Annotated in this window: 5 protein-coding genes and 1 pseudogene; 2 read left to right on the top strand and 4 right to left on the bottom strand. The window is 73.5% G+C overall.

Features of this window, described 5'->3' with window-relative positions; all coding sequences use genetic code 11:
• Positions 1–40: 40 nt before the first annotated feature.
• Positions 41–1,498, bottom strand: coding sequence for an aldehyde dehydrogenase family protein (locus C6N75_RS14150; RefSeq protein WP_105869245.1), 1,458 nt, complete (start codon positions 1,496–1,498; stop codon positions 41–43).
• 275 nt (positions 1,499–1,773) lie between these two features.
• Positions 1,774–2,637, bottom strand: coding sequence for a helix-turn-helix domain-containing protein (locus tag C6N75_RS14145; protein WP_105869244.1), 864 nt, complete (start codon positions 2,635–2,637; stop codon positions 1,774–1,776).
• Between the two features lie 403 nt (positions 2,638–3,040).
• On the opposite strand from C6N75_RS14145, the gene C6N75_RS14140 reads away from it, so the two are divergent.
• On the top strand, positions 3,041–3,607 hold the full coding sequence (locus C6N75_RS14140; protein WP_105869243.1) for an ATP-binding protein: 567 nt from the start codon (positions 3,041–3,043) through the stop codon (positions 3,605–3,607).
• A gap of 118 nt (positions 3,608–3,725) precedes the next feature.
• On the opposite strand, the gene C6N75_RS14135 is transcribed toward C6N75_RS14140, so the two are convergent.
• Together C6N75_RS14135 and C6N75_RS14130 are read right to left on the bottom strand one after the other, a co-directional pair.
• On the bottom strand, positions 3,726–3,962 hold the full coding sequence (locus C6N75_RS14135; RefSeq protein ID WP_105869242.1) for a DUF397 domain-containing protein: 237 nt from the start codon (positions 3,960–3,962) through the stop codon (positions 3,726–3,728).
• Positions 3,963–4,209: 247 nt separating this feature from the next.
• On the bottom strand, positions 4,210–5,367 hold the full coding sequence (locus tag C6N75_RS14130; RefSeq protein ID WP_105869246.1) for a CobW family GTP-binding protein: 1,158 nt from the start codon (positions 5,365–5,367) through the stop codon (positions 4,210–4,212).
• A gap of 195 nt (positions 5,368–5,562) precedes the next feature.
• On the opposite strand from C6N75_RS14130, the pseudogene C6N75_RS31085 reads away from it, so the two are divergent.
• A pseudogene (locus tag C6N75_RS31085) lies at positions 5,563–5,821 on the top strand (hypothetical protein); the annotation flags it as partial.

The following is a 5,821-nucleotide window of genomic DNA, read 5'->3' as shown; positions in this document are numbered from 1 at the left end:
TACGTCTCGTGGGCTCGGAGATGTGTATAAGAGACAGGGATCAGAAGGGGAAGCGGCTGCGGCCGTGCTGGATGGAGATCCACTGGTGGGTGGTGAACGCGTCCACCGTGGCCTCGCCGTTCAGCCGGCCCAGGCCCGAGTGCTTCTCGCCGCCGAACGGCACGATCGGCTCGTCGTGCACCGTGGAGTCGTTGACGTGGATCATGCCGGTGCGCACCCGCCGGGCCACCCGCACGCCGCGCTCGACGTCGCCGGTGTGCACGGCGCCGCTCAGGCCGTACGGGGTGTCGTTGGCGATCTCGACGGCCTCGTCGTCCCCGTCGAACGGGATGAGGGTGACGACCGGGCCGAAGACCTCCTGGCGCAGCACCGGCGAGTCGGCCGGTACGTCGGTGAGCACCGTCGGGGTGACGACGTTGCCCTCGGCCGCGCCGCGCACCAGGGCGGTGGCGCCGCCCGCCACGGCCTGCTCGACGAGGGTGGTGACCGCCTCCACCTGGTTGGCGTTGATCAGCGGGCCGAGGTGGGTGGCCGGGTCGGCGGGGTCGCCGGCGACCAGCGTGCGGACCTTGGCGGTGAACTTCTCGGTGAACGCGGCCTGGACCGAGCGGTCGACCAGCACCCGGTTGGCGGCCATGCAGACCTGGCCCTGGTGGACGAAGCGGCTGAAGACGGCGGCGTCCACCGCGTAGTCGAGGTCGGCGTCGTCCAGCACGATCAGCGCGCTGTTGCCGCCCAGCTCCAGCACCGAGCGCTTGAGGTTCGCGGCGCAGACGGTGGCCACGTGCCGGCCGACCTTGTCGGAGCCGGTGAAGGAGATCACCGAGGGGACGGGGTGCTCGATCAGGGCGTCGCCGATCTCCGCGATGTCGGTGATGACGACGTTGAGCAGGCCGGGCGGCAGGCCGGCGTCCTCGAAGATCCTGGCGACCAGGGCCCCGCCGAGGATCGGGGTGTTCTGGTGCGGCTTGAGGACGACGGCGTTGCCGAGGGCGAGCGCGGGGGCGACGGACTTGATCGACAGCAGGAAGGGGAAGTTGAACGGGCTGATCACGCCGACCACGCCGACCGGCACCCGGTAGAGGCGGTTCTCCTTGCCGTCCTCCGGCGAGGGCAGGATGCGGCCCTCGGGGCGCAGCGCCAGGTTGACCGCCTCGCGCAGGAACTCCTTGGCCAGGTGCAGCTCGAAGCCGGCCTTGGTGCGGGTGCCGCCCAGCTCGGCGATGATCGCCTGGGCGATCTCCTCCTCCCGCTCCTCCACCAGGCGCAGGGCCCGCTCGAAGACGGCCCGGCGGGCGTAGGGGTTGGTCTCCGCCCAGGCGCGCTGCGCCCGTTCGGCGGCCCGGTAGGCCTGGTCGACCTCGTCCACGGTGGCGACGGTTATGGAGGCGAGCTTCTCGTCGTCGTAGGGGTTGAAGTCGATGATGTCCCACGAGCCGCCGCCGGTCCGCCACTCACCGTCGATGTACTGCTGGGCCAGGTCTGTGAAGTAGGACATGCCATCCCTTCCGGAACCGGGGCGGACCGGATGGCCGGGGGCCGGTCGGGCGCCGCCGGCCCGGACCGCGGACGCGCGGCCGGCCGCTCATGATGAGACGTCATCCTACTGATGGGTCACGGAAGTTGAACGCTTCCGATCGGATCACCGCGGGGCGGCTGCCCGAAGTTGGCGGGATCGGGACGGCGGCGGACCCGGACGCGTCAGAGAACCCGGAGCGCAAGAGGAGCCGGACGCGCCGGAGGAGCCGGACGCCTCGGAGGGGGCCGGATGCCTCAGATGAGCTGGAGGAGGCCGCGCAGCAGGTCGCGGGTCTCGGCCGGGCCGGGGCTGTCGGCGTGCAGCCGGTCCAGGGCCCGCTCGTACTGGGCCACGTCCTCCGGCTTGTCCAGGTAGAGCGAGCTGGTCATCTGCTCCAGGTAGACGAGGTCGGAGAGGTCGGACTCGGGGAAGCGCAGCATGGTGAACGCCCCGCTCTCGCCGGCGTGGCCGCCGAAGCTGAACGGCATCACCTGGAGGGTGACGTTGGGCTGCTCGGAGACCTCGATGAGGTGCTTGAGCTGCTCGCGCATCACGGCCCGGTCGCCGTAGGGGCGGCGCAGCGCGGCCTCGTCGAGGACGGCGTGGAAGTGCGGGGCGCGCTCGGCGACCAGCACCTTCTGGCGTTCGGCGCGCAGCGCGACCCGGCGGTCGATCTCCGCGTCGGAGGCGCCGGGCATGCCGCGGGCGACGACGGCGTGGGCGTACGCCTCGGTCTGGAGCAGGCCGTGCACGAACTGCACCTCGTAGATGCGGATCGCGGAGGCGGCGCCCTCCAGGCCGATGTAGGTCTGGAACCAGCCCGGCAGCACGTCGCCGTAGCTGTGCCACCAGCCGACCACGTTGGCCTCGCGCACCAGGGCGAGCAGCGCGGTGCGCTCGGCCTCGTCGGTGACGCCGTAGAGGGTGAGCAGGTCCTCGATGTCCCTGGCCTTGAAGCTCACCCGTCCCAACTCCATGCGGCTGATCTTGGATTCGGACGCACGGATCGAGTAGCCGGCCGCCTCGCGGGTGATCCCGCGGGACTCGCGCAGCCGGCGAAGCTGCGAACCCAGCAGGATGCGCCGCACCACGGAGCCGCCCGACTCGGTTGCGGTCACGTCTCCACCCTCCCCACTCGCTGATGTGTACGACGGAGCACCCCCGCGAGCCCCGAGGTGCCGGATTCTGCCACCAAAAGCTCCGAGGCGTACTCGATCGGTTACGGAAACAGCCGCGGTGGCCGGAGGACACCCCTCCGCTGCGACGGAGCAACTCCTTCCGGATCACCGGCAGATGGTCGGCGGGCCGTGCGCGGGCGGCGGATGCGGCGGACGCGGCGCGTGCGGCGGAGAAAAGGACGGGGAAGATTTGGCCCCAAGCGCCACGCCAGGGGACAGGTCGGGCGCGTGCACGTGCATCTGCCCTTGCATCGGCCAGTCGCATTCGGAACCATGGGCCCCGCGCACCTGCGTGCTCGTTCGTGTTGTCGCACCACAGCCGCGAATCCGGGGAGTGCCTCGCATGGGGACGAATGGATCGACCGTGCTCGCGCCGTTAAGGCAGGGGCTCATGCCGATCGACGCCGCGTCCGTCTCCTCGTCCGCCTCGTGCGCGCTGCCCGCCCGCTTCGAAGCGGTCCGCGGGGCAAGGGAGTTCACCAGCACGACGCTGAGCCGCTGGGAGCTGTCCGACCGGTTCGACGACGTCGCCCTGGTGGTCTCGGAGCTGGTCACCAACGCGCTGCGGCACGCGGTGCCCGAGGGGCCGGCCGGCGACCCGGGTCCGCGGGACGCCCCGGTGCGGCTGCACCTGATGCGCTGGACGGGGCGGTTGGTGTGCGCGGTGCGCGACCCCAGCTCGGAGTGCCCCACCGCCCGGGAGACCGAGGAGGACTTCGCGGCCGAGTCGGGCCGCGGACTGCTCCTGGTGGAGTCCTTCAGCGACGGCTGGGGCTGGCACCCGCTGGCCGGCACCCTGCGCGGCAAGGTGGTGTGGGCGCTGTTCCGGCTGCCCGAGCCCGCGGCCTGCGCCGGGACGACCGTACGCAGTCTGACCGCCGGCCCCTGCGAACCACCCGGGGCGCCCTGAGCGCCCGAGTCCACCGGCCGCCGGGGGGAGGCGGCCGTTCCCCCGCGAAGGCTCCGCGCCACCGGCACACCCCGGGCAGGCGCGGAGCCTTCGCCGTTACGCGCGTAGCGGCGAAGGCTCAGCCCACCAGATGGTCGAACTCCCCGTCCTTCACGCCCAGCAGCATGGCCTCTATCTCCGCCGGCGTGTAGACCAGCGCCGGGCCCTCCGGGTGCCGCGAGTTGCGCACCGCGACCGCGCCGCCGGGGAGTTTGGCGAACTCCACGCAGGAGCCCTGCGAGTTGCTGTGCCGGCTCTTCTGCCAGACCACGCCGTTCAGTTCCGTGGCGGCCATGCCGTTGTACGCGTGGTGCACTGGTCGCTCCCCGGATTGCCTGATGCGTGTGTCAACCATGCGGGATCATAGCTGCGTTCACATGCAGCCAACCGAGCAGATGCACGTGCACGCGGGGTCATCCCGTGGTTACGCACCAGGTCGCCGGCGCGGACCGGCCACAGGCCGACCTCCCCTCCAGGAGAGACGAACGAGAGCCCCGCGACGCTCCCGTTCCGGGTGACGCGTTCCGGTGGCGGCGGTCGTGCGGGACGGCCGGAAAGCGGCCTCAGGTCTCCAGGAAGGCGTCGAAGTCGGAGGGCAGCGCCTGCCAGGCGGCCGGCCCGGCGGCGAACTCCGCGTCGGTCAGCAGGCAGGAGTCGAGCAGCCGGCCGAGTCCGTCCCGGTCGAGGTCCGGCGAGGTGAACACCAGATGCTGGCAGCGGTCGCCGTGCTCCGGGTGCCAGTCCAGCGCGGCCGCCGCCCGGCGCACCGGGGGCACCAGCTCCCAGGCGGCGTCCGGCAGCGAGGCCAGCCAGGGCCCGGCCGGCTCCACGCACAGCGCCCCGCCCGCCGCGTCCCAGGCGACCAGGGTATCCGGCCGGTCGGCCAGCCAGAAGCGGCCCCGGCTGCGGGCCGCCGCACAGGTCAGCTCCTCCAGCGCGGCGTAGAGGCGGCCGGGGTGGAAGGGGCGGTGCCGGCTCCACACATAGGTGCCGACCCCGGCCGCCTCGGCCTCCTGCGGCAGCAGGGCGCACGCCGGGTGCTGCGCGGCCGCGGCGGCCTCCACGTCGAAGCCCGCGAAGGCGGCCGCGGCCAGCTCGCCTCCGTCGCCTGGGACCGGCACCTGCCGGGCGGTGGGGTGGAGCTGGGCGAGCAGCGCCCGGTCCTCGTCGTCGGCGGCCGGGCTGTCCAGGACGGCGAGCACCGACGCGTATTCGACCTGCCGGGCCCAGGTGTCGGCGACGGTGCGCCGGTCGGTCGGGGCGGCGGCCAGCCCGGCGTCCGACAGGTCGTCGCCGTTGCCCAGGCAGGGCAGCACCAGCGCCGGGTCCACCGCGGTGATCACCGCGCCGACGGCGAGCCCGGCGCCCGCGACGACCTCGGCCATCGCCTTGGGCTCGACGGAGTCCCACAGCTCGACCACGGCGAGCCTGGTGACGCCGTCGGAGGCCAGTCGCTCCAGCTCCGGGACCAGGTCCTCGCGCAGGGCGCAGCAGGCGCAGTCGTTGACCAGCGGCGTCTCGCCGGTGTCCAGCACGCCGCCGGCGCCGCGCACGGTCCGCCGCACCGTGCCGTGCGCGGCGGCCGCGGACAGGTCGTGGTGGAGCGCCACACTGCCCGGTACGGAGGCGAGCAGCCGGTCCACGGTGGCGGTGCGCGCGTCGGCGTTCAGCCCGGCGACGAGGGCGACGGACAGCGTCGGGCGGGGTTCGTTGCGAGCCATGGGCACGAGCATAAATGAAAATGATTCTCATGTAGAGCGGGTCGGGCGTGAGCCGGCTCACCCGGTCGGACGGCGGCCGGGCCGGGACGCCGACGCCGACGCCGAGCAGGGGTGTCCACCCTCCGTACCCGCTGGTAGCTTGACGCCCAGTCGGCCGGGCGGGGAGGCGTCCGGCCGGAGCCCGTGGAGGTGCAGGTGCGCAGTCCCGACCGGCCCGGCCGTCCCCTTCGTACCGCGGCCGCGGTGGCGCTCGCCGCGGCCTGCGCGCTCACGCTGGCCGGATGCGGCGGCGGCCGCGCGGACGGCGCGGATCCTGTGCCGCGCGCCGCGGAGGGGTCGGCGAGCGGCCCGGCCGCCGCCGGGACGCCCGTGCCCACGGCGACCGCCGCGCCGACCGCCGGGCGCTCCACCCCGCCCCCGCCCGCAGCGTCCGAGGCGCCGGGCCACCGAGCAG

The sequence above is a fragment of the Streptomyces solincola genome (assembly GCF_002982015.1).
GTDB lineage: Bacteria > Actinomycetota > Actinomycetes > Streptomycetales > Streptomycetaceae > Streptomyces > Streptomyces solincola.
Note: the sequence above shows the minus strand (reverse complement) of the source record. Positions and strands in the feature narration are given on the sequence as shown.

Bases quoted from the DNA above. Each gene is read 5' to 3' on its own strand.
- C6N75_RS14150 (WP_105869245.1), bottom strand. From the start codon at position 1,498: ATGTCCTACTTCACAGACCTGGCCCAGCAGTACATCGACGGTGAGTGG.
- C6N75_RS14130 (WP_105869246.1), bottom strand. From the start codon at position 5,367: ATGGCTCGCAACGAACCCCGCCCGACGCTGTCCGTCGCCCTCGTCGCC.
- C6N75_RS14140 (WP_105869243.1), top strand. From the start codon at position 3,041: ATGGGGACGAATGGATCGACCGTGCTCGCGCCGTTAAGGCAGGGGCTC.